We start from the raw sequence: 20,738 nt of genomic DNA on the forward strand, positions 1-20,738 counted from the left end.
TTTAAAAATTTAGAATATCTAGTTTTTAAGGGAGTCTCGATGTTTTTGTAAATCTTTTTGGTCATCAATAGGATTAAAAAAATTTAATCCTAAATCACTTATTGCATGTTTGAAATCGTTATAATTGTTGCTGATTAATATTGCACCGTACAATATTGCAGTTGCGGCAATAATTGCATCTGGAGCTTTTAGCTTATTATTGTAATGAATTCGATAATGCCTTCTTATTTCGGCTGCTTTTTTTGCGATTTGCTCAGTTAAGCCAATGATATTATTATCTGATAAACGAATATATCTGTCCACAGCCTGTTGAGTTGCAAGCTCTATCTCATATTTGGTGTTAGAAAGAACTTCATGCATTATAATAGATGGCATTAAAATGGAGTCATTTTCTAAAATATGCTTTTTAAAGGTTTCTACAACTTTAGGATAACCGCTTAACAAATCAGTATAAAAATTTGTATCAAATATTACTTTAGCCATTTGCGCTTAATCTCCCCAGTCCTCATCTTTACGTTCTCCTATTTCATAAAATTCTTTATAGGATTCTTTGCTAACCTTTTTTCCAATGTTTAAAATTTCATTAAGGATATCCAATTTTTCTTGAACTTCTTTTTCATGGTTGGTAGGTGCCATTTTCAACTCCCCCTCTGTATTATTGCAAAAATTTTCTTCAATTAGAGCCTGGGTATCGTAGCTATCAAGTACACGAACAGACACGTCATTGCCATTGTATTCGGCTATAACAACGCCCTTTTGCTTTCTCCATTTTGGATTATTCTTCAGTTTTCTTTTTAATGCCTGCATTCGTATATAATCATTTAAACGCCTCTTTTGAGCTGTTTCTTTTATCGGCATGTCTTCACGGCCTTTGCTATAAGGTATTTAGATTAATTATACCATGTTCTTGGAAGTTGGATAAATCATTTAAAATCTGTTCACTAAAACCTTTTTTAAAATATTAATCAAACATTACAAATCTTTTTTCTTAATGTTCCCAGTCCTCATCTTTACGCTCCCCTATTTCATAAATTTATTCGATACTCCGCCACAAATACAAAGAAGCATAGCTCAAATAAGGCTCCCAACCATGTTTGTATCGTTCGATTTCTTCTAATGTTGGTTTTCTTTCAAGGTGATACAATTTTTTTAAAGCATTTTGAATGCCAATATCTGTTGCTGGAAAAAGATTCGGTCTACCAAGGCCGAATAAAAGGAAATTTTGTATCGTCCATGCGCCAATCCCGCGAATTTTGATTAATTGATTGAAAATTCCCTCTTCTGATTTTCTTGATAAAGCCTCAAGATCCAAAGCGCCTTCTGCCACTAATTTACCAAGCCCAATTACATATTCTGCTTTTCTACCGCTGAATTGCAGTTCCCGCAATTGTTCAACGGTTATTGCCGCCACTGTTTCAGGTTTTGGATAAAACCAAACACCCTCTATTTCCGTACCATATGTTTTGACAAAACGTTCTGTTAATGTATGGGCAAACGATAAATTTAATTGCTGATGAATAATGCATTTCGTAATACAACTAAACAAATCAAAATCAAGTATAAGCGGTGTTCCAAAATGCTCTTGAAATAGCCCGCTTAAATCTGTTTTTAGAAAATGCTGATTGATATTTTTTAAAGGTATGTTCCATTGGAAAATTTCCGAAATGCTTTTTATTTGCGCTTCTTTTTGCTCCGTGTTTTTACCAGTAAGTTTAAAAACTGGATTATGTATTGTGCCAAGTCCTACAACTTCAACCACATATCGATTTTTATCTATTAAAATGGGAACTTTTATTAAACGTTTTTGTAAGTCTACTTGATTTAATGGATCAATTGCATGACGTTCAATCACCCTGTCAAAATTGTACGGACCTTCAAGCTCCATTTGTTCCTGCCACATATTTTTTCATTCCTTCCACAGCATTTCTTCGTTACCAAAGATTGGCGTCAAAATACTTTTATAAAGCATAGTATTTGCTTCTTTTTTGCAATTTTATTGAAACTTTGCCTATACTAGATTCGTAATACAATTATAAACAAGTTGTTATTTGATTCAAAGTAACAAAAGAATGGGGTGTTTCTTTTGTTTGAAATAGTTGGAATTCTAGACATTACTAGCACTTATCCCCTATATATTGGCATATTGTTAAGCTGTTTTTTTGTTTATTTATTTTATATAGACAGGAAACAAAGGGTTAGGGAAAATCATGCGCTTTTAACTAATAGAGTAAGATTACAAAGTGAAACTTCACTAATAAATATTGAAATCAGAATAAATCCAGTGATTACTTGGCTATTTAAAGCAGTCAAAAAATATGAGCCAGACGGAGATGATGAAATTTCTATTTCTTCCTTAATCTAAATAAAAAATTAGGAGGAAATAGAATTGAAATTTTTCCAAGCAATCTTTGTTAACCCATTTTTGCAGGCGATTCATGGAATTGCCATATTGTTTAATGACAATTATGGTATTTCGATTATTATCATTACGTTAATCATTAGGCTTATCTTAATGCCATTTATGCTTAAACAATATAAAAATCAACAGCTTCTAAAGACAAAAATGGAAAATATAAAGCCGGAGATGGCAACAATACAAGAAAAAATAAAGAATACAAAAGATAAACAAGAAGAGCGGGTCCTTCAGCAGGAATTAATCTCGCTTTATTCCAAGCATGGAATCAATCCATTAAATATGGGTTGCCTGCCGCTTCTTATTCAAATGCCTATCCTAATGGGATTATATTATGCCATCCGAGGTTCGCACGAGATTGCAACACATTCTTTTTTATGGTTTAGCCTTGGACAACCCGACATAGGCATTACTCTCATTGCAGGTATCGTTTACTTTGTTCAAATTAAAGTAACACAATCGTCTTTCCCAATTGAGCAACAGAAACAAATGAAGTTCATGGGTTTTCTTTATCCAATTATGATTATCATGATTTCTATGAATGCGCCAGCTGCCCTGCCATTATACTGGGCAGTGGGTGGAATTTACTTAGTGCTTCAGTCACTACTTAGTAAAAAGTTATACCATTCATCCCTTGATACAAAAGCTACAAGCAATGACATTGGGTAAAAACGAATCATTTTAAAGAGGCTCCCAAAAGTCAGGAAATCTGGCTTTTGGGAGCCTCTAAAATATTAATCATAGCGTACTTGCTCTTTTCCTTCAATGATTAGCTCCAGTTCATTATAAAAGTTGAGTTCAAGCGGTGCAGGCAATCGTTCCATAATATCCCTGATTTCATCAAGGCTTTCGGCCGCCTCAATTGTTGCTGGCGGCTGCTCTAAATATTGAAACCATACCTTTAATTCATCAATAAACTCATAAAAATGCTGTTCAAACCTTTCAGCCCAATCTGCACCTTCATCATCCGTAGTTTTCATCATTAGATCCCAATCTTCAAGGGCTGCTTCTAATTTTATTAGAACACGATTGATCATGTTTATCTCTCCTTGTTTTCAATTTTATAATATTATACAGCACGGAGGATTCTAAAGTTTAATTAAGTTTAGAATGGGGAATTTTGTTCACCCTTAAGACTATATTAATTTTAAATTTGAAACACTTGTCTAGCATTTCAACTATTCTAATACAAAAAACAATATTCTTTTCTTTTTATACGGTTATGGGTATAATGTTTGTGGTTACCAATAAATACAAAAGGAGTTGTTTTAGATGTCATTCCCATCATTTTTAATCACTTTAACCGCAAAGGAAAATAATCCAAACAATGTAACGATTGCTTTTACAATGGGAGTTAAAGCATTGGAAAAAGGGGAGGATGCAGCGATTTTATTGCTTTCGGATGCTGTTCATCTAGCCAAAAAAGGCTATGCTGATGCCATTGATATCGGTGCGCCATTTAAACCAATTAAAGAACTGATTCCAGCCTTTTTGGAAATGGGAGGAAAAATAAAGGTTTGTTCTGCTTGTATGATTCATAATAATATTTCACAAGAAGATGGGCTTCTTGACAATATTGAAATAATTAATGCAGACGATGTAATCGACTATATTACAAATGCGAAATCGACACTTCAATTAAACAGCTAAACAAAGCTGTACTGGGATCATTAACCAGGGACAAGGAATTCTAGCCTTGCCCTTATTTTTTTAGGGTTTAATCACTGAGATGAAATAATTGACAGCATGCTTATCTGTTGTTTATATTGAGAAAGCATGAAATTATTACGGGGGGCTGTTTTGATGAAGCTTTTACTTCCATTATTAGCATTGCTTGGTGGCGCAGCTGTTGCTATACAAGGTCAAATAAATGGCGGATTAGGTAAAAAGGTTGGTGTTATCGAGACTTCATTTATATCATTTTCAATAGGTACGTTAGCACTATTTTTTATCGTTATATTTTTTGGTAAAGGCGATTTGTTAGCTGTTTCTACTGTGCCAAAGTGGCAATTAACAGGTGGGTTATTGGGAGCATTTTATGTTGTGATTGCGGTCCTAGTTGTTCCTAGATTGGGTGTGGCAGGATCATTTATGGCGATTATTACGGGACAAATTATTTTAGGTGCCTTGATTGACCATTTTGGTCTTTTTGGAGGAGACAAAATTCCAATTGATGGTAAGAAAGCCTTAGCGATTCTCTTGCTTTTTTTCTCAATCTATTTATTTAACAAAAACTAACATTCTCACTTTTAAAGTAAATTCAAATGGTTGAAATGAACGTGTTAAATATATTCGCATTAAAGATGTTAGAAACATTAAATTCACCTCGGCTCGACTTCTTCTACATCTTACCATATAATGGAACTAGTAGATTGCAAGGGGTGCAAAGAGTGGAAAAAAACCAGATTTTATCAATAGAAGAAATAGACCGTTTATTGAATCAAAAAGAAACAATCGCCGATCGCCCAGCTACAGAGGCTGATTTAAGGATTATTCGTAATGGATTAGTAGCGTTAAAGTCTGAGCATGAACGCCGCTCCAATTTCGAGCTCGCTTATGAAGTTGAAAAACTCATCCTTCAAATGGATTTTATGCAATTAAGCGTAAGAGAAAACGATAACAAATCTACATTATTCGTTACATTTGTAGAACAAGTAGATGAAAATCGTACCCATTCTTGGTGGATGTCTTTCCCGCTTAAATAGCAAAAAGCGCTAAAATTCAGCTAGTGTAAAAAATTACCATGATTTTTTTATTTTTTTGTAAGCGCATTCTTGAAAAATAGTGTATAATAAGTGTAAGGAATTATCGAAATATTTCGATTTAGGTTTTATGAGAACGCTTTCCTAAGCAGGATTATTACCTTATCGGAGTGTTTTCGATAGACGCTATTAAATAGGTTAATACGTTTCGGACCATCTAGAAACTTTTTCTTTATCTTTCACTAGACGGCCTCTCCGTTATCCTGAAATTTTAAGAGATTGCTAGTTTTCAAGCGGTTATCTCTTGAATAAAGGTGTATTATCCTTTTAATAGAAAAACTTTTTATAAACATTATTTTGAAAAGGATGTGTTTAGGATGAAAGTAAATGGATTCATTATTGAAAAGAACAACAATGAAGGCAATAACGCTAATCTAAAGGACTATTTAGTATTTCATCCTTTATATGATGGTTTCTTTATGGTGCATGATACAAATACATTATCAGAAGCAACAAGTTGGTGTGAAGAACAAGATTTTGAAAACTGGACTAATGAATTATCAGCAGTCACTATTTGGTAAGTCCTTTGACTTCCCTAACTCAAAAGGGGTCTGACTCCCACAATAAATACAATATCGTGGGGTCTGGCCCTTTGTTTTGAATACGCCTCTTACTTTCACTTCCACCATTCATCAAAAACAGTGATTGGTCCTTTTCTTTTATGCTGTGATTTTACATACCATTGTTCAATCTTTTCGGCGCTTTTTTCAGCAATTTCTTTTCCTTCTAAATAATCATCTATTTCTTCGTAAGTTACGCCGATTGCGGCTTCATCAGGAAGCAACGGTTTGTTATCTTCTAAATCTGCTGTCGGTACTTTCTCGTATAATGCTTTAGGACAGTTTAAATGTTTTAAAATCATTTTCCCTTGTCTCTTATTTAAACGGTATAGTGGCATTAAATCGGCTGCACCATCGCCAAATTTCGTATAAAAACCAACAATGGCTTCAGCTGCATGGTCTGTCCCTAGCACAACGCCATAATACATGGCCCCAATGCTATATTGGACAATCATTCTTTCACGAGCTTTAATATTTCCTTTTACAAAATCTGATACTTCAATCCCTGCTTTTTTTAGTGCAGCAACACCAGAATCCACTGCTGGCTTAATGTCAACCGTATGCAAAACGTCTGGCTTAATAAATTGTAAAACCGATTTTTCATCTTCCTGATCCTTTTGTTCACCGTATGGCAAGCGGACACCGATAAATTTATAATTGGCACTACCTGTTTCTTCATTTAGTTCATTGACTGCCATTTGCGCTAATTTACCCGCTAATGTTGAGTCTTGGCCTAACGATAAACCTAAAACCATCGTTTGGAAAAATGAATATTTTTTAAAGTAGTTTTTCATCAAATCAATACTCTTTCGGATTTCCTCTTCGACATCAATGACTGGCAGTACTTTCAATTCCTCGATAATTTTTTTTTGTAATGGTCGCATATGTGTCACCTGCATTTGCTTTATTTGATCATCTGAATAACTTTGTCTTTCACTTCCGCAATATTTTTCATCTTGTTATTCCAACATTCTTGACTTAAATCAACAGGGTATTCCTCCGGATTCAGAGAACGCTTATACTCATCCCATAATAGCCCCATATTTTCTTTTGCATATTTCTGAATTTCCTGTACAGTCGGTAACCCGTAGACTAACGTTCCGTTTTTAAAGATATCTTGGTGCAATTCTCTTGCTTCAAAGTTTGTTACATATTTACTAATAAAGGTATGAACGGGATGAAACATCTTTAATTGATATTCTTCTTCTGGATTTTCATTTTCCAAAGCAATATAATCGCCTTCAGATTTATGATTTCGTAAATTAATAATCCGGTAAATTTTTTTCAATCCTGGAGTTGTTACCTTCTCTGGATTTCCGGAAATTTTAATCGTATCGACCATTTCCCCATTTTCATCTTCAATTGCCACTAATTTATAGACGGCACCAAGGGCTGGCTGGTCATAGGCTGTGATTAATTTAGTGCCAACGCCCCATATATCAATTTTTGCACCTTGTTGTTTTAAATTAATGATCGTGTATTCATCTAAATCATTGGAAGCGACGATTTTCGTATCTTTAAACCCTGCTTCATCTAACATTTTTCGCGCTTCTTTTGATAAGTAAGCTAAATCGCCGCTATCCAAGCGAATGCCCACAAATTTAATTTGATCTCCTAGCTCCTTGGCCACTTTAATGGCCGTCGGTACTCCTGACTTCAACGTGTCATACGTATCGACTAAGAACACACAATTTTTATGTCTTCGCGCATATTTGTGAAAGGCTGTATATTCATCTTTATAGGCTTGAACAAGGGAATGGGCATGTGTTCCCGAAACGGGAATGCCAAATAATTTTCCAGCTTGGACATTACTTGTTGCATCGAACCCGCCGATAAAAGTAGCTCTCGCTCCCCAAACAGCAGCATCCATTTCCTGAGCTCTTCTCGTTCCGAATTCCATTGCTGTTTGATTACCAATGACTTGTTTAATTCTCGATGCTTTTGTTGCAATGAGAGTTTGGTAATTAATAATGTTTAATAGTGCTGTTTCAATGAGCTGCGCTTCCGCTAAAGTTGCCTCGACACGAACTAGCGGTTCATTAGCAAAAACAAGCTCCCCTTCTCGCATCGCCCGTATTGTTCCAGTAAATGTAAGTGTGGATAAATAATCAATAAAATCGTCGCCATATCCTAATTCATTTTTTAAATAATTTAAATCGCTTTTTGAGAATTTGAAGTTATTCAAGTATTCAATTATTCTTTCTAGTCCGGCAAAAATAGCGTATCCATTCCCAAAAGGCATTTTTCGGAAAAATAATTCAAATACGGCCTTCCGGTTATGAATATTGTCTTCCCAATATGTTTCAGCCATATTAATTTGATATAAATCAGTGTGCAAAGCAAAGCTGTCATCGGCGTATTTGTTCATGCTTTTTTCCCTCCATTATTAATAAAGCTTTTACCAAAATGTAGGTAGATAATGCAAGCCATTTAAAGTTAAATAATTTCTGCCCCTAAACTGCCTTTAAAGTGAGCTAACGCCCATTCATGACCAGTTTGATTAAAACTAGCAACAGCTTTTTCATGGATCACAATTTTAAAGCCCTTATTATAAGCATCAACAGCGGTATGAAGTACACAAATATCGGTGCAGACGCCGACTAGATGGATTTCGTTTATCCCTCTCTCGCGTAATTTTATTTCTAAATCTGTACCAGCAAAAGCGGAATATCTTGTTTTATCAATCCAGTATACTTGCTCATTTTCTTGATTTTTTTCGTATACTGCTTTGAGCTCCCCATACAATTCCCTTCCCCATGTACCAGAAAGATTATGTGGCGGAAAAAGCTTTGTCTCTGGGTGATAGGAGTCGTTCTCCTTATGAACATCAATTGCGAATACGACAAACTCCCCCTCCTGTATAAACTTCTCCGTTAATTTAGTAATTTCTTCAGCAATCTTTTGTCCTGGGATTCCGCAAGTTAGATTTCCTTGATCATGGACGAAGTCATTTGTGTAATCAATATTAATTAAAGCTTTTTTCATTATAGACACTCTCCCTTATTAGCAGTTTTTTATTTATTAATTTTCAATTCAAGATACACTGGACAATGGTCGCTTCCCATAATATCGGCATGGATTTGCGAATCTACTACTAAATCAATTAAACGCTTTGAAACAATAAAATAATCTATCCGCCAGCCAATGTTTCGTTCTCTCACTTTAGCCATATACGACCACCAAGAATAAGCATCTTCTTTGTCAGGATATAAATATCGAAAGGTATCAACAAAGCCGGCTTCAAGTAGGCTCGTCATTTTTTCACGCTCTTCATAAGTAAATCCAGAGTTTCCTTTGTTCGATTTAAAATTTTTTAAATCAATTTCCTGATGAGCGACATTCAAATCGCCACATAGAATAACTGGCCTGTCCCGATCTAATTCTATCAGGTATTTGCGAAAATGTTCCTCCCATTCCAACCTAAACGGCAACCTTGCTAAATCTCTTTGTGAGTTGGGAGTGTAACAATTAACAATATAAAACTGTTCAAACTCCAATGTAATCGTTCTACCTTCAGTTTCCTCGATGTTATCGCCAATACCGTATGTAACTGATAACGGCTTATCTTTTGTAAAAATCGCTGTACCTGAGTAGCCTTTTTTGACAGCATAATTCCAATATTGATAATAGTTTTCAAGCTGCAAGTCTACTTGTCCCGCTTGTAGTTTCGTTTCTTGAACACAAAAAATATCAGCATTGATTTTATGAAAATAATCTAAAAATCCTTTTTGTATGCAAGCCCTAAGGCCGTTCACGTTCCAAGATACTAGTTTCATCAAGCTTATGTCTACTCCTTTTACCACTTTATTGTCACTTTTCTATTTTCCTATTTTCGCCGTTAACTTGCAACGAAATCAGCTTCCTTTTCAAAATGAATATCAGCAAGCTAATTTTGATTCCCAGTTTCCATGATAAAAGCAAAATCGGGAATCATTCCCCGGTTGACTCCCAAGCCCTATACCTAACTTAAAAAACTTTTATTTTTCATCGTTATCACATTATTAATTTCTATTTACATTTAGGACGATGTTTAAAATAAAGCGTTTTCAAAATCAAAATTTATGATATAATCAAACATAAATCTAGTAATTTTCACACTTTTTTCCTTCTACTATTTCACTCTATTATTCATCCCAATTATTTCACACGAATTAAATTCTAATGAAGAAAGGTGATGTTGTATAATGAAGAAAAACAGTGCCCGCAATGACTTTCTCCGAATTTTATCTACATATTTTTTAGATTACTTAGAAGGTGACTGTCCCCCATCATGCAAGAATGCCAAGCTTCGTTTTAGGAAGAATTTTTATTTGTTTTCTACCCACTTCAAATTAAAATAACTTCAAAAGAAAAAGAAGGTGAAACATTCCTTTTTGAACTGAAAAAATTCACACACTGGCTTGATAGGCGGATAGGAAGTTCTACACATCAATTTATCAATCATATTATAGTTGAATCAAAATCCGATTTAATTAAGTGTGAATATCTCATTAATCAATTGTTTCTTCACTCCTATCTCCTATCCTGAGGAAATTCATAAAAATTTTGATAAATTATCTTACGAGGAATTATATGAATTGCTTGATGATCCATATTATGACAATACGAAATCCATTATTTTCGAGATTAAAGAGATTCATCATAATCTTGTGATTGGTTTAGATATTAATTCTAATGCAAATTATTCAATTGATGGCATGCCATACAAAATATTGTCACCGGGATTTCTAATTCATGGATCAATCGGTAAATTTAATGGTGAGGTAGTCTGGACTTGGATGTTTCCTGAAAATGTTATGCCTTTAAGATCTAAAAATTATTTGGATTCCAATTAAAATTTCAATTCTTGTATGCTACTATAATGAAAATAATAAACCGGTCGGAAAGGTGGTTACGTCAATATGAGCACTGACAAAACAAAAAAATTTAAAATAAAAGAAAGTGGGTTAACTTACGATGATTATGCCGCAATTGATGACGGGAATCGATATGAATTAGCGGCAGGCCAGTTACAGTTAATGAGTCCTGCTCCGACAGTTACCCATCAAATGATTAGCTTTGAACTGCAAAAAATAATTACGCAAACTTGCGAGGAGAATTACATTATTTTATATGCACCTGTCGATGTTATTCTGTCATCAAATGAAGTTAGACAGCCAGACATTGTTCTTGTTCACCGAAGTCGGCTCGACATTATTAAGAAACGAGGAGTGGAAGGAGCACCTGATTTAGTTGTTGAAATTCTCTCACCTTCCACATTAAAACGAGATAAAATTGATAAATTAAAAGTTTATTCTTACTATGGAATACCTGAATACTGGATTGTTGACCCATGTACGGGTGTCTTAGAGCAGTTTATCTTAGCGGATGGGCGTTATGAACTTATCAACATCTTTCAAGAAGATGAAATAGTCACCTCTCCAGCTATTTCTTGTGCTTCTTTTACTATGGCTGATATTATTAAGGAAATTCCATTGCATTTAATGTAAAAAAATATACAAGTACAAACAAAAAATTATTAAACGGATTTCAATCGAAGATGTAATCGAACATCTTGTCAGGTAGAAACCATCGACAGGTGCACTTCACCTGTCGATTAGTATAAAGCCAGACGTTACGGTCGTTGTTATTATTCTGATTTCTATACATAAAACGGGCTGATAATAGGCCACACTATCCATTGATAAATATTAGCTTCGATAATTTTCTTGATCATCACCTTCAAACATTACCCCCAAGGTAGAAATTCAAACAAAAAATATCGAAAAAATTAAGAATTCCACTTTTCTTTAGCTGCTACCTCTTCCCCGCTTCGATCTGTAAATGACATTCCTTTTTTTAACATTTCATATTCTATTAATTTAGATTCAATTATCCCTTCAATTTTAAGCTTATCTTTATAATTCAAACGTCTGAACAATTCTAGAATTTTAAATTCATCTTCATCAAGAGTATCTATAGATTTTTTGAAACTGTAATCATGCTTCAATAAAAAAATTTTGATATTTTGAATAATTTCGTCACGTTGTTCCTTACTACATTGTTTATATAAATGAATTAATTCGAACTCATCTTTACTAATCATATTATCTAATGATTTATAATCTTCACCAACTAGCAGCCATTCAATACTAATGTTTAAACTTTTGCTAAGTCTAAATAAAATAATTGCATCTGGTATCCTCCCTCCAACATAGTTATTTATTGCAGTTTTAGATACACCGATTTCCGCGGCTAAATCTTTTTGAGTAGTATTGGCTATTTTTATAGCCTTTCTTAATCGATTGCCAAATTCTATTGGATTAATTTCAAACATATTTAAACATCCTCCATATTCAACGATTGTTAAACCGCTCTACAACAAAATTCAACCAACGTTATATTTTTATCTTGAAAATCAATAATTGTTGAATTATAATGCAGGTAATGGTATTAGTGTTGCATAAAATCTTTAGGCTTTGGCAAATGTAAGTTTTTAATAGTAAATTTAAAAATTCGATTCCTTCATGTTATTTAATTCACTGAATAAATGTTTCAATCTATCAGCGATAATGGCGCAAACACCCATTTTTTTACATATAGAATAAAGAACTAGTCACATAGTTATCTTTAGACATGTTATAAAATGCTTACAGATTGTATGAAGAGTAGTTGTTTCATTTGACATTAAATAGGCACTATAATGCGATGAAATCTTCAATAAGTGAGACTTTCTGATGTATTGGTTTAAATCATGTTAAATAAATAGGGCCCTTGATATATTTATTAAGCAATACTAATTTATTTATCTAAAAAATTTGTTCATCGAGTTTTATTAATAGTTAATTTAAAAAGCCCTTTAATACCCAATCCTTATCTTAATTAATTAAATTAATACAAAGCCAATGAAACAAGATTAAGAAGCAACATCATAATTTTACTACGCAATGACCAATAAGGTAATAATTAGAAGTGTATTTCTTGTAACTGTTTGAAGTTAAACTTATAGAATGTTAATTCTATTTGTGAAATTATTAACATTTTCATTTTACCTTCTTAATTCATATCGTTGCATAAGAAGAAATTTTTTCAATTGTTTTTACCGCTGTTACGCATAATTTTAGTATAAAAAACATTAAATTCCTGCAAATAACAAAGTAGAGAGATGAAAAAATGAACAATAAAAAGAATATAAAATTTTTAACTATACAGGGGGAAAAATGATGAAAATGACCATAAGCCAAAAACTATTAGGGGGATTTCTAGCTGTTTTAATAATATTAACAACTATTGCGGGTATAGGATACTATCAAATTGACACTGTTGACAACGAGTATAACCATCTAATCAATGATAGAGTTAATAAATTAATACTAGTTGAAAATTTAGGACTTGAAGCAAAAAGTTTACAGAGTCATTTCCGCGGTTATATCATTTTAGGAGATAATACAACCATAGAAAACTTTACTAAAGCACATGAAAAATATTTGCTTATAAGTAAAGAGTTCCACAATATTATTACACTTGAAAAGGCAAAAGAACTAATAAAAGAATTAGACAAATTGGAAAATGATTTTTATATATTCAGCAATCGAATGATTGAATTAAAAAAACAAAATAAAGAAGACGAATATACAAGTTCAATCGCTACTGAAGGAAGAGCAATTATGAATCAATTTGAACAAAAACAAGCAGAATTGATTGACTATCAACAAAATCTGTTAAACGACGGAAACAAAGCAGTAACACTAAAAGTTGCCGCCGTTAAAAAGTTGTTTTTAATTTTAGGTGTGCTCGCGATTTTGCTGGGCTTAGTTATTGCTTATTTTATTGGCAGATCAATTTCTAAACCAATTGTCATGCTATCAAAGGCAGCTGAACAAATCGCTTCTGGTAACCTCTCTTTAGACAATATAAATGTGAAAAACAGGGACGAAATTGGCGATTTGGCAACATCGTTCAATCAAATGGCGAAAAATTTACGAAATGTTATTCACCAAGTTGGATCTAGTGCTGCCCAAGTTGCCGCCACATCTGAAGAATTAACAGCAAGTGCTGAACAAACAGGTAAAGCAACTGAACAAATTGCCGCCACTATGCAAGAAATGGCGACAGGTGCAGAAAAACAAGTCCGTAAAGTGGAAGATACTTCTGCGGCCTTAAACGAAGTTTCTACAGGCATCCAACATATTGCAACGAATGCAAACATTGTCTCAACATCTGCCATCGAAACATCTGACAAAGCAGCGGAAGGTAATCTAGCCCTTCAAACGGCAGTGAAGCAGATGAATTCAATTAACCAAACGGTTATGGGCTTATCTGAAATGATTAGAGGATTAAGTGAACGATCAAAAGAAATAGGCAATATTAATAATGTCATCACCGATATTGCGGCACAAACAAATTTATTAGCTCTTAACGCGGCGATTGAAGCAGCTAGAGCCGCTGAGCATGGTCGTGGATTTTCAGTTGTCGCTGAGGAGGTTCGAAAATTAGCAGAACAATCGGCCCAATCCGCTCAGCAAATTTCACAACTAATTTCAATTATCCAAAAAGAAACGGAAAATGCAGTAGTATCAATGGAAAGTGCAGCCACAGAGGTAGCCGAAGGAATTATTATTGTTGACTCTGCCGGAAAAAAATTCGATGAAATACAACTTTCCATTAATGAAGTGACAAATCAAATCCAAGAAGTTTCAACTTCAGCCGAGGAAGTATCCGCTGGGTCTGAACAGGTTGTCGCTTCAACGAAAGCCATTACTGAAATTGCTGAAGAATCCGCATCTGGCACACAAAATGTAGCAGCCGCTGCAGAGGAACAATTAGCCTCCATGGAGGAAATTACAGCTTCTGCTTCCGCTCTTTCCAATATGGCTGAAGAATTGCAAGCATTAATTAACAAGTTTAAGGTTTAATAGGTTTGTCGAAAATAAGTCGATGAACTACAAAAGCAAGTGGAGAACAACAAATCGTTTTCTCCACTTTTAATGATTATTTTGCTTGTTCAAGCAAAGCCTCATATGGTGTTAAATCAACACCTTTTGCTTTAAGAAGCTTGACTGCACGTTCTAGCATATCACCAGGTGAAGCAAGGATGTATCCTTTTACAACGTCATCCTTTGTTACAGTCTCACCTTCAACTCCAGCTAAAATGACACCCTCTATTTTCTTTTTAGCCATTGGTCGTACAAAAACTGGGATTGGGCTTACTAATTCCTCTAGCAAATCTAGTGCATCTTGATTCCATTCCATAATATGTATTTTCCTCCTCGATTTAACTAAATATAACAATATTATACACATTTATTTAATTTTAAACTACTGATATGTTGTTTATCCTTTAAATCCTTGTAAGAATTAAATTTTCCTTTATTACCTTCTGTTTTAATTATCAATTACTGAACTTCCTTTTCTAGTTTCGCAAAAATTGTCGATACCCCTTTCCACCAGTTAGGATCCTCAGCATATTTTCGATTAATCCACTCTATTGGATGAATATGCTCAGGACGCTCCTTACTTAAATTAACAATTGTTTTTGCGGCAATTTGGGTTGAATCGGTGATGTTTGTATTGTAATCCTCCCAGCTTTGATACACGTTAAAGGGGTTATTAGCGATGTTCTCCGCATTTTGGTGAGAACGCGGAACAAAACTTTGCTCTTGCCCAGTTATTGCAAAAAGTAAAAATGGATGAAGATTATATTGGTTTGCAACTGCAATTATGCTTGAAAAATACGGTTCATCAGCTAATTTTGAATTCCGTTCATTTAACCAAACTTGTAGTGACTTCTCATTAATCGGCTCATATTGCAAATAGGATGGTAATGCATTCGCTTGCCTTAGCGTGGTCTCTTTTTTATTTTCTGTGATTTGATTGTCAGCTGATGCATTTTTTACTAGATACGCCTTCTCAAGACCATACACTAGTGAAATTGTTATGGATAAAGCCGCAATGGCTGCTATTATGTATTTTCTGTAGATTTGTCGCTTGTTTTTATAAGTTAATTCAGGTGAGCGCTTCACAGATTCGGAAGTAAATAGCTTCTGTTCGTATACATCGCTTATATTAACTTGACTTGTAGCAGCAGTGTCTTCTGCTGCAAAATCATCCATCTCCAAAATTGTGCTTACAAACTTTTCAATGCTCTCAATCTCTATGTCTGTCCTAGTATGTAGCCATTCAAGCAACTTGGGATGTAGTTCTTCAGTTGCGACAACCTCAACACTATATTCAACAACATCTTGGAAATTAATGATTAACGTGTTTCCAGATAGCTTTTGTTTAATCAATGAATTTCGAATACTTCTCTTCACTTCATTTGAGTAATTTGGTAAAGAGCGTTCAATGATATTGTATATAATAACTGCAATCATTCGTGCCCTTTGTTTCGATGTATAGTGTGGATATTGATTGTTTATCGAATCTTTTATTTTTTTTATAATCTTAGAATTAATAATTTCTTGGTTGGATAATTGCTCAATAATTGAAGTCAATTTTTCATACCTCTACACAGTATTCTAATGAAAATTCATTTCGACAGAATGAGCTTATAATCCTGCAAAACTTTTACTAATTACCATCAAAACCTGTATAATTTTGATAACACGGAAATAATAATAGAGGAAAATAATTCGAGGGGTTAATCTTTATGAACTTAAAAATTCAACTTTCAGCCGCATTCCTAATAAGTTTTGTAGCTTTGATTGGTTTTAGTTTAATGGCTTTTCTTGTAAGCTTTAACCATATTTCTCAGTTTGATAATGTGATTATTTCGTTTATCACTGGATTTGAATCACCAAATTTAACAGTTATCATGAAATTTTTTACTACTATCGGTTCTTCGATATATATCGCAGTTATTCTACTTTTGATATCATTTTTTCTCTATAAAATATGTAAGCACCGTTCAGAGCTTATTTTATTGGTCAGCGTTATGATAGGAGCAAATTTCCTGTTTGCTTCACTAAAACTATTGTTTCATCGGGAACGGCCGGATTTGCATCGACTAATTGAAATTGGTGGCTATAGTTTTCCAAGCGGACATGCTACAAATGCATTTGCATTGTATGGTATTCTTACCTATCTTCTTTGGCGGCATATTCCGTCACGCTTCGGTCGAACTATTTTGATTATATTCAGCAGCGTTATGATTATCATGATAGGAGTAAGCAGAATTTATCTAGGAGTTCATTACCCAAGCGATGTTATTGCAGGTTATTTTATTAGTGGATTTTGGCTTACCGTTGCTATTTCGTTTTTTCGGCGATATAAAAGAAAGAAGGAAAGTAAAATTTAGTTTTTATTTGCGGACAGATTATTCTCTTAGCAGGATATTCTGTCCGCAATGTTTCTCAAGTAGAAGCTACTCATTTGGCCCAATCATTCTTTTGCGAATATCCGGCACTTCTCCTGTTTCGGCCCGTTTTTTTAATGTGTTTCGCCAATTCTGTGCAAGTAACTCACATTGAGCTAGTTCTCTTACTTCCTCCATCTTCGGAGCTTTACTATGCATAATTTCGTTACACCTTGCAATCGTCCATTGAGGATACGGACGATCTACTAAAGCCAATTTTTGTCCCGATTCAATAAAGCCCTCTTTTAAGACACGAAAATACCAGCCAGTTCGGCCTGTATTTTGGATGAGCAGGGCTAGGTCTTTTATTTTATAGCGACGGGCAGGCTTCCAACATGGTTGTCTTGGCTGTGACACTTGAACTACCGCTTCGCCAATTTGAAAAGTATCACCAATGGCAACCATTTCTTCATTCATATTTTCCAATAAAAAGTTTTCCCCCATGCCGCTAGGTCCAATCTGTTCAATAGCCAATTCATTTTGCCAATACGCATAATGTTTCACAGGATAAACAAAGACTGCTTTTTCGGGTCCGCCATGATTCTTCATATCAGCTTGTCCATCCCCCACTAACCCCGTTTTACTAAGCCAAATAGGACCGTTGGCAGGTTCCTTGAAAATTCCACTTACCCATTCGCGGTCCATTGGATTTGCTGCTTCTTTTACACCGACTTTTTGTGGTAAACCAACAAAAATTTTGTTTAATACAATATCCATTTTCGCTTCTCCTCTTATGTTGTTTTTTTATGTATTCAAAAATATTTACATGCTCTTAATAAAATTATACGCTTTTGTCAGTACCTGTCTATAAAAAAGCCGGGGCATGCAATTTCCAACCAAAAATTTCAGCCCCACAAACTATTTAAGCATGCTCAATTGACCAAAGCTCCGGAATGGTTACAAAAACATATCCCTTCTTTTTAAGATAGGGAATGAGATCATTCAAAGCATTTGCTGTACCAGTTAAATCCTGTGTCCAATGTCCAGCGCTATGCATAAGAATAATTGCTCCTGGATGAGCAGCATTCAACACATTTCTTTTTATATCATCTGATGAAAGGCTTTTCCAATCCTGTGAATCAACAGACCAGCCTATACAACGATATTCCATATTTTCCAACTGCTTAAGCATCTTTTCATCTAATGCACCATAGGGAGCACGGAAAAGGTCAGTTCTAGCACCGATAATCGACATAATTTCTTTTTCGTTTTTTTCAATTTCCCATATCATATTCTTGACGCCGGTATTTGTAAGGACCGGATGCCAATATGTATGGTTGCCAATGACATGCCCGTCATTATAAATTCGTTTTGTTACATCGGGGTAAGCGCGCACCCGTGTTCCTAACAAGAAAAAGGTAGCTTTTACATCGTATTTTTTCAGAATATCTAAAATTAAAGGTGTAAATCGATTGTCAGGACCATCGTCAAATGTTAAAGCAATCACCTTTTCTTTAGTATTTGCTTTATAAATGATTGTATTTGGATATTTTGTTTGCAATGGGTAGGTAGAAGCCTGTGCTGAATAGCCGGAGCCAATTGAACAAACTAGCATAATTAAAAAAGTTTGTATAAGTAGAAAAGTACGAGTGTAAAGCATGTCATCCCTTCTTTCATAATACTTACTTTAGTTTTGTGATAAACGAAGGGAATCTATCCGTTTTTCGTTTTGTTCATTATTGGAATTTCTAAATTGATACAAATACAGAATTACAAAAAAAAGAAAAGGTATTCCTCCCTTTTCCTTCTAAAATATATTTTACGTTATTTTTTTACATTTCCTTCATTCCTATCTGTTGACTTGAATGGCCTAATGTTGGTGTTGCCGCTTCAATTAAAGCTTTCGTGTAAGGGTGTTTAGGATTTCTAAAAATTTCCTCACAGCTAGCTGCTTCAACAATTTTTCCACAATACATGACAACTACTTTATCGGCAAAGTATTTTACTAACGGTAAATCATGGGAAATAAAGAGCATGCTTACTTGTAGGTTTTCCTGCAATTCCTTCAATAAATTAATAATTTGGGCTTGGATAGATACGTCTAATGATGAAACAGGCTCATCGAGAATAACCAGCTTAGGATTCACAGCCAATGCGCGGGCGATTGCTATTCTTTGCTGCTGCCCACCACTCATTTGATGCGGAAAGGAGCTATACATCTCTGAAGGAATCCCAACTAATTCCAGCAGTTCCTTCACACGCTTTTTCGCCTCGTTTGTCTTCCAGCCAGCAACACGTAATGGTTCTAAAATTGACTCACCTACAGCCATTCTTGGATTTAAACTTGAAAAGGGGCTTTGAAAGACAAAGCCTGTCTGTTCGTGGAATAATTTATACTCTTTCTTTTTTGTTAATGTCTTTCCTAAAAACTTCACTGTGCCCACAGTTGGTTTATATATTCCAACTATCGTTTGCCATAAAGTCGATTTTCCACTGCCGCTTTCACCGACAATTGCTGTAATTTCGCCCTGTTGAACGGTAAAATCAACTCCATCCACTGCCCTGATTTGTTTTCGAGATAAAAAGCCGCCTGCTTGAAAATGCTTTTGTAAATTACGTACCTCTAATATAGGCTGACAATCTTCTTTTGAGGATTTTTTTACTTCAACACTGCGCCATCTTTTCTCTGTTTTTACAAGAGTAGAATTAAAAAGTTTGAGCTTCTTTTTATCTTCAGTTGTTAACCAGCAGCTTAGTTTATGTCCGTTTTCATCTACCAATTTAAAGGATGGTTCCGTTTTTTTACATACATCTTTTGCAAAAACACACCTCGGATGAAATGGGCAACCAGGTGGTAAATGTAACGCATGAGGCGGCTGCCCTTCTAAAGCTGATAATCTTTGCTTATTCGAATCATGCATGCGCGGAAAGGCTTTGAGCAAGGCTTGTGTATAAGGATGCTGCGGATTTTTTAAAATATCCCTCGCAATACCATATTCGACTACCTTTCCAGCATACATAACGAGCACTTTATCAGCCAACGTTATTGTTTCTGCTAAATCATGAGTAATCAGCAAAATCGCCAAATTCATGTTTTTCTTTATATCGGCGAGCAGTTCTAAGATTTGTTTTTTTATCGTACTATCCAACGCTGTTGTAGGTTCGTCTGCAATTAGCAATTGCGGATGGCTTGCTAAAGCGATTGCAATCATCACGCGTTGACGGATTCCCCCGCTTAACTGATGGGGGTATTGCCCCAATCTAATCGCAGGTTCTGAGACGCCGACTTGTCTTAATAATGCTATGCATTCATCTCGGACAGCCGCTTTCGTTAGTCCCTTTTCTTTTCTTAAGTAGATTGTTTCCGCCAATTGACGTCCAACAGTTAAAACAGGATTTAATGCACTCATCGGGTCTTGAAAAACCATCGAAATTTGCTGTCCACGGATTTTTTCCCAATCCATTTCTTCCTGCACCGCCAATTGGTTTCCATCGAAAAAAATACTACCATTTTCGATTCGCCCATTATTCGGTAATAATCCAATAACTGATAATGCCGCTGCGGTTTTCCCTGAGCCAGATTCACCAACAATCGCCAATGTTTCCCCTTTTTCTACCGTAAACTCCAATCCTCTAACAGCTAGCAATTTCCCAGTCGAAGTCCGATATGAAATCGATAAGGCCTCCGCTTGTAGCAATGGATTGTTCATTATATTCACTCCGTTTATAAA

The 20,738-nt window shown here is 34.8% G+C and carries 24 protein-coding genes; 10 read left to right on the forward strand and 14 right to left on the reverse strand.

The features are described 5' to 3' along the window. Positions 1-18 precede the first annotated feature (18 nt). From GX497_08700 to GX497_08710, 3 genes are all read right to left on the reverse strand, one after another. Positions 19-483 (reverse strand): type II toxin-antitoxin system VapC family toxin, encoded by a 465-nt coding sequence (locus GX497_08700; GenBank protein ID HHY73290.1) that lies wholly within the window; start codon positions 481-483, stop codon positions 19-21. A gap of 6 nt (positions 484-489) precedes the next feature. After that, a complete protein-coding gene (locus GX497_08705; GenBank protein ID HHY73291.1) occupies positions 490-858 on the reverse strand; it encodes a hypothetical protein in 369 nt (122 codons plus the stop codon). 175 nt (positions 859-1,033) lie between these two features. Further along, positions 1,034-1,900: a DNA-3-methyladenine glycosylase 2 family protein gene (locus tag GX497_08710; GenBank protein HHY73292.1), complete on the reverse strand. Its 867-nt coding sequence runs from the start codon at positions 1,898-1,900 to the stop codon at positions 1,034-1,036. Between the two features lie 183 nt (positions 1,901-2,083). Between GX497_08710 and GX497_08715 the strand changes: the two genes are divergently transcribed. Both GX497_08715 and yidC read left to right on the forward strand, forming a co-directional pair. Continuing rightward, on the forward strand, positions 2,084-2,362 hold the full coding sequence (locus GX497_08715) for a hypothetical protein (GenBank protein ID HHY73293.1): 279 nt from the start codon (positions 2,084-2,086) through the stop codon (positions 2,360-2,362). 18 nt (positions 2,363-2,380) lie between these two features. Beyond that, complete coding sequence (gene yidC / locus GX497_08720; GenBank protein ID HHY73294.1) at positions 2,381-3,082, forward strand: membrane protein insertase YidC; 702 nt, start codon at positions 2,381-2,383, stop codon at positions 3,080-3,082. 65 nt (positions 3,083-3,147) lie between these two features. Here the strand turns inward: yidC and GX497_08725 are convergent, their stop codons facing one another. Beyond that, entirely contained in the window at positions 3,148-3,450 is a 303-nt protein-coding gene (locus GX497_08725) for a hypothetical protein (protein ID HHY73295.1), read from the reverse strand. Between the two features lie 235 nt (positions 3,451-3,685). On the opposite strand from GX497_08725, the gene GX497_08730 reads away from it, so the two are divergent. The 4 genes from GX497_08730 to GX497_08745 all read left to right on the forward strand — a co-directional run bounded on the left by GX497_08730 (position 3,686) and on the right by GX497_08745 (position 5,696). Next, entirely contained in the window at positions 3,686-4,063 is a 378-nt protein-coding gene (locus GX497_08730) for a hypothetical protein (GenBank protein HHY73296.1), read from the forward strand. A 153-nt stretch (positions 4,064-4,216) separates the two neighbouring features. Next, the gene (locus GX497_08735; GenBank protein HHY73297.1) at positions 4,217-4,651 is read left to right on the forward strand and encodes a DMT family transporter; all 435 of its coding nucleotides are present in this window, start codon (positions 4,217-4,219) and stop codon (positions 4,649-4,651) included. 152 nt (positions 4,652-4,803) lie between these two features. Then, on the forward strand, positions 4,804-5,118 hold the full coding sequence (locus tag GX497_08740) for a hypothetical protein (protein HHY73298.1): 315 nt from the start codon (positions 4,804-4,806) through the stop codon (positions 5,116-5,118). A 374-nt stretch (positions 5,119-5,492) separates the two neighbouring features. After that, complete coding sequence (locus GX497_08745; GenBank protein ID HHY73299.1) at positions 5,493-5,696, forward strand: hypothetical protein; 204 nt, start codon at positions 5,493-5,495, stop codon at positions 5,694-5,696. A 95-nt stretch (positions 5,697-5,791) separates the two neighbouring features. Here the strand turns inward: GX497_08745 and nadE are convergent, their stop codons facing one another. The 4 genes from nadE to xth form a co-directional block, all read right to left on the reverse strand. Continuing rightward, positions 5,792-6,619 (reverse strand): ammonia-dependent NAD(+) synthetase, encoded by an 828-nt coding sequence (nadE, locus tag GX497_08750; protein HHY73300.1) that lies wholly within the window; start codon positions 6,617-6,619, stop codon positions 5,792-5,794. A 20-nt stretch (positions 6,620-6,639) separates the two neighbouring features. Next, complete coding sequence (locus tag GX497_08755) at positions 6,640-8,103, reverse strand: nicotinate phosphoribosyltransferase (protein HHY73301.1); 1,464 nt, start codon at positions 8,101-8,103, stop codon at positions 6,640-6,642. 68 nt (positions 8,104-8,171) lie between these two features. Then, positions 8,172-8,720, reverse strand: coding sequence for a cysteine hydrolase (locus tag GX497_08760; GenBank protein HHY73302.1), 549 nt, complete (start codon positions 8,718-8,720; stop codon positions 8,172-8,174). A 29-nt stretch (positions 8,721-8,749) separates the two neighbouring features. Continuing rightward, positions 8,750-9,511: an exodeoxyribonuclease III gene (xth, locus tag GX497_08765; GenBank protein ID HHY73303.1), complete on the reverse strand. Its 762-nt coding sequence runs from the start codon at positions 9,509-9,511 to the stop codon at positions 8,750-8,752. Positions 9,512-10,213: 702 nt separating this feature from the next. Here xth and GX497_08770 point away from each other — a divergent pair. Together GX497_08770 and GX497_08775 are read left to right on the forward strand one after the other, a co-directional pair. After that, complete coding sequence (locus GX497_08770) at positions 10,214-10,570, forward strand: hypothetical protein (protein HHY73304.1); 357 nt, start codon at positions 10,214-10,216, stop codon at positions 10,568-10,570. 66 nt (positions 10,571-10,636) lie between these two features. After that, positions 10,637-11,224, forward strand: coding sequence for a Uma2 family endonuclease (locus GX497_08775; GenBank protein HHY73305.1), 588 nt, complete (start codon positions 10,637-10,639; stop codon positions 11,222-11,224). A 281-nt stretch (positions 11,225-11,505) separates the two neighbouring features. Here the strand turns inward: GX497_08775 and GX497_08780 are convergent, their stop codons facing one another. Continuing rightward, a complete protein-coding gene (locus GX497_08780) occupies positions 11,506-12,051 on the reverse strand; it encodes a helix-turn-helix transcriptional regulator (protein ID HHY73306.1) in 546 nt (181 codons plus the stop codon). An 886-nt stretch (positions 12,052-12,937) separates the two neighbouring features. Between GX497_08780 and GX497_08785 the strand changes: the two genes are divergently transcribed. Next, complete coding sequence (locus GX497_08785) at positions 12,938-14,629, forward strand: methyl-accepting chemotaxis protein (GenBank protein HHY73307.1); 1,692 nt, start codon at positions 12,938-12,940, stop codon at positions 14,627-14,629. A gap of 76 nt (positions 14,630-14,705) precedes the next feature. On the opposite strand, the gene GX497_08790 is transcribed toward GX497_08785, so the two are convergent. Then, the gene (locus GX497_08790; GenBank protein ID HHY73308.1) at positions 14,706-14,966 is read right to left on the reverse strand and encodes a DUF2621 family protein; all 261 of its coding nucleotides are present in this window, start codon (positions 14,964-14,966) and stop codon (positions 14,706-14,708) included. A gap of 143 nt (positions 14,967-15,109) precedes the next feature. Continuing rightward, the gene (locus GX497_08795) at positions 15,110-16,207 is read right to left on the reverse strand and encodes a hypothetical protein (GenBank protein ID HHY73309.1); all 1,098 of its coding nucleotides are present in this window, start codon (positions 16,205-16,207) and stop codon (positions 15,110-15,112) included. Positions 16,208-16,362: 155 nt separating this feature from the next. Between GX497_08795 and GX497_08800 the strand changes: the two genes are divergently transcribed. Next, a complete protein-coding gene (locus GX497_08800) occupies positions 16,363-17,010 on the forward strand; it encodes a phosphatase PAP2 family protein (protein ID HHY73310.1) in 648 nt (215 codons plus the stop codon). A 66-nt stretch (positions 17,011-17,076) separates the two neighbouring features. On the opposite strand, the gene GX497_08805 is transcribed toward GX497_08800, so the two are convergent. From GX497_08805 to GX497_08815, 3 genes are all read right to left on the reverse strand, one after another. After that, complete coding sequence (locus tag GX497_08805; protein HHY73311.1) at positions 17,077-17,784, reverse strand: MOSC domain-containing protein; 708 nt, start codon at positions 17,782-17,784, stop codon at positions 17,077-17,079. A 145-nt stretch (positions 17,785-17,929) separates the two neighbouring features. Next, complete coding sequence (locus GX497_08810) at positions 17,930-18,667, reverse strand: polysaccharide deacetylase family protein (protein ID HHY73312.1); 738 nt, start codon at positions 18,665-18,667, stop codon at positions 17,930-17,932. A gap of 172 nt (positions 18,668-18,839) precedes the next feature. Continuing rightward, positions 18,840-20,717, reverse strand: coding sequence for an ABC transporter ATP-binding protein (locus GX497_08815; GenBank protein ID HHY73313.1), 1,878 nt, complete (start codon positions 20,715-20,717; stop codon positions 18,840-18,842). Positions 20,718-20,738 lie beyond the last annotated feature (21 nt).

It is taken from the genome of Bacillus sp. (in: firmicutes), from assembly GCA_012842745.1.
Lineage (GTDB): Bacteria > Bacillota > Bacilli > Bacillales > Bacillaceae_J > Schinkia.